General features: G+C 62.0%; 1 protein-coding gene and 1 pseudogene. Both read right to left on the reverse strand.

All coding sequences use genetic code 11. From position 1 onward, the window contains the following. Positions 1-138: 138 nt before the first annotated feature. The gene (locus tag ACZ7GZ_RS43165; protein WP_471033323.1) at positions 139-1,035 is read right to left on the reverse strand and encodes a cystatin domain-containing protein; all 897 of its coding nucleotides are present in this window, start codon (positions 1,033-1,035) and stop codon (positions 139-141) included. Between the two features lie 506 nt (positions 1,036-1,541). Continuing rightward, positions 1,542-1,937: pseudogene (locus ACZ7GZ_RS43170) on the reverse strand (IS110 family transposase); the annotation flags it as partial. Between the last annotated feature and the right edge of the window lie 92 nt (positions 1,938-2,029).

Here is a 2,029-nt window from a genome sequence, read left to right on the forward strand (position 1 = left end):
CAACTCCTCGGCCCAACCCTCGACTTCAGTAATCCCCTCCACGCCGGGACAACGAGAAGAACCAGCTCAGGACACGATTTCTGACTGGAGTACTAAGCGATGGAACTCATAGGGGCGCACCCGGTCAAATGGGTTTGGTCAAGAGACCTTCTTGAAGGACGTGAGCTTGTGGACGTTCTCCCACGGCATTTCGTAGACGACCGCTTCTACGACCTGCGTGCTCGGGCGGTCGAGACGGATCCGGAGGCGGTAGTTGGTCCCGGACACCACCTGCGTCTCGGCGCTCTGGAGAGACACAGCGTGATATGCGGCGTCATCTGTGAGGTGTTCTTCTCGGTTGGCCTGGCTCACCGCCCACGCCGCGATCTGCTGGATGTGGTGGTCGGTGACGTCCTTCACCGGTTGCCAGCCGCCATCAGACCCTGTGTGTCCCGGATTCTCCGTGCCGGAGTGGCCGCACCCATGCTTGAAGGGCTTGTGAGGCGCCGGGTCAACCTTTTCCATCACCTGATCCTTGATCTGGTCCACGAGATCTGTGATCTGCTTAAGAATCTTGGAAAGATCAGCCACCTCTTGCTTGAGCGTTTCGTTCGCATCAGAGGTGAGTTTGCCGCTCTGTAGATTCTTCAGAAATTTCTCTGCCTCTTTCCTGGCCGCACTCCCTGAGTCCCCCTTGGCTGCTATCTCGGCATACTGCTTTAGATTCATACCAGCGAGCCGGGAAGATATAGCGAAACGCCCCCGGGCCTCACCCGGTTCCTTAGTCATGCCTACGCCCGTTCCATGCCCATGACAGTACAGCCGGCGAGCCGCCTTCATGTGCACATTCTGTACCAGTGCGCCAAGCGCTCCTTCGAAATCAGGCTTGCCCGGATGCGAGACCTCCGAGGCCGCGCTGGGCTGCGACTCGGCCATGGCAGGGGCTGCGCCGGCTGCACCGATTCCGAGAACTGCTCCCAGGGAAAGAGTAATGGCAGCATATCGGTTTGCCAGTACAGTTGAAGACTTACGCGCCTTCTTGTGTTGCCCGGTCATTTTGGCTCCTTGTATACGAAATTGGATGGGGCGAGCGCCCCGGTCACTACTGGGTCGGTGAGGGGCGTGTATGTCCTTTGGACCCGCGAGCGACGCGTTGCGCACGCTGTATTCGCCGACTTTTGGTGTGATGTGGAACACCTTTGTCGACTCTTCGGGAGGGGCGCAGGGAGTCCACCGGCGCACTGGATTCGGACGGCGCACCCGCAACGATGAACGGGCCGAAGCCGCCGGCCTCAGACACGCATCGTGCCTGAGGTGATCAAGAGACCCATCGAGGCGGGCGCCCGGGCGGGTGATACGCCCACTGAACCTCTTTCATCCTGAATACTCGCAGGTCGAGAGGGCGTGGAGGGTTTGGACGGTGCGGCTGATGCGGCGGGTGGAGCAGCGTGCTCGGTGCAGGGTCCGCCAGAACTTAGAGGTCCTAACAAAGGCGTTGGACGTGGCGGTGTGTGATGAGGCAGGTGGCGAGGCTGAGGAAGACACCTCACGGCGCTAAGGCGTCAAGCCGCCGCAGCCAGCTCGGTGGGGAAGGCGGTCTCTTCATCGAACAGCTCGCCCTTCTGGAGGCAGTGGTAGAGCTGGCCGAGCATGCGGTTGAAGAGGTGTCGCTGGGCGGCGGCGTGCCAGTCTCCGTGGTCGTCGCGGCGCCTCTGGTAGTGAGCCATGGCTCCGGGCGAGGCCCGGAGTGCGGAGAAGGCCCATAGATAGCCGGCGTGGTTGAGCCGGTCGTTCTTGACCCACCGGCGGGTGATGCTCGACTTCTTCCCGGAGGCCCTGGTGATGGGCGAGGAGCCAGCGTATGCCTTCAGGCCGCGAGCGTCGGCGAAGCGGTCGTGGTCGTCCCCGATCTCGGCAAGCATCCGGGCGCCGAGCTGAAGTCCGAGGCCGGGGAAGCTCGGTCGTGTCCCTTGATGTGGTGTAGGCGATCAATCGTCGGTCGTGTTGGTGGTGTTGGGGAGTGCGGGGGCGCTTTTGCCGGGCTCGGTGG

It is taken from the genome of Streptomyces sp. NPDC037288, from assembly GCF_055603265.1.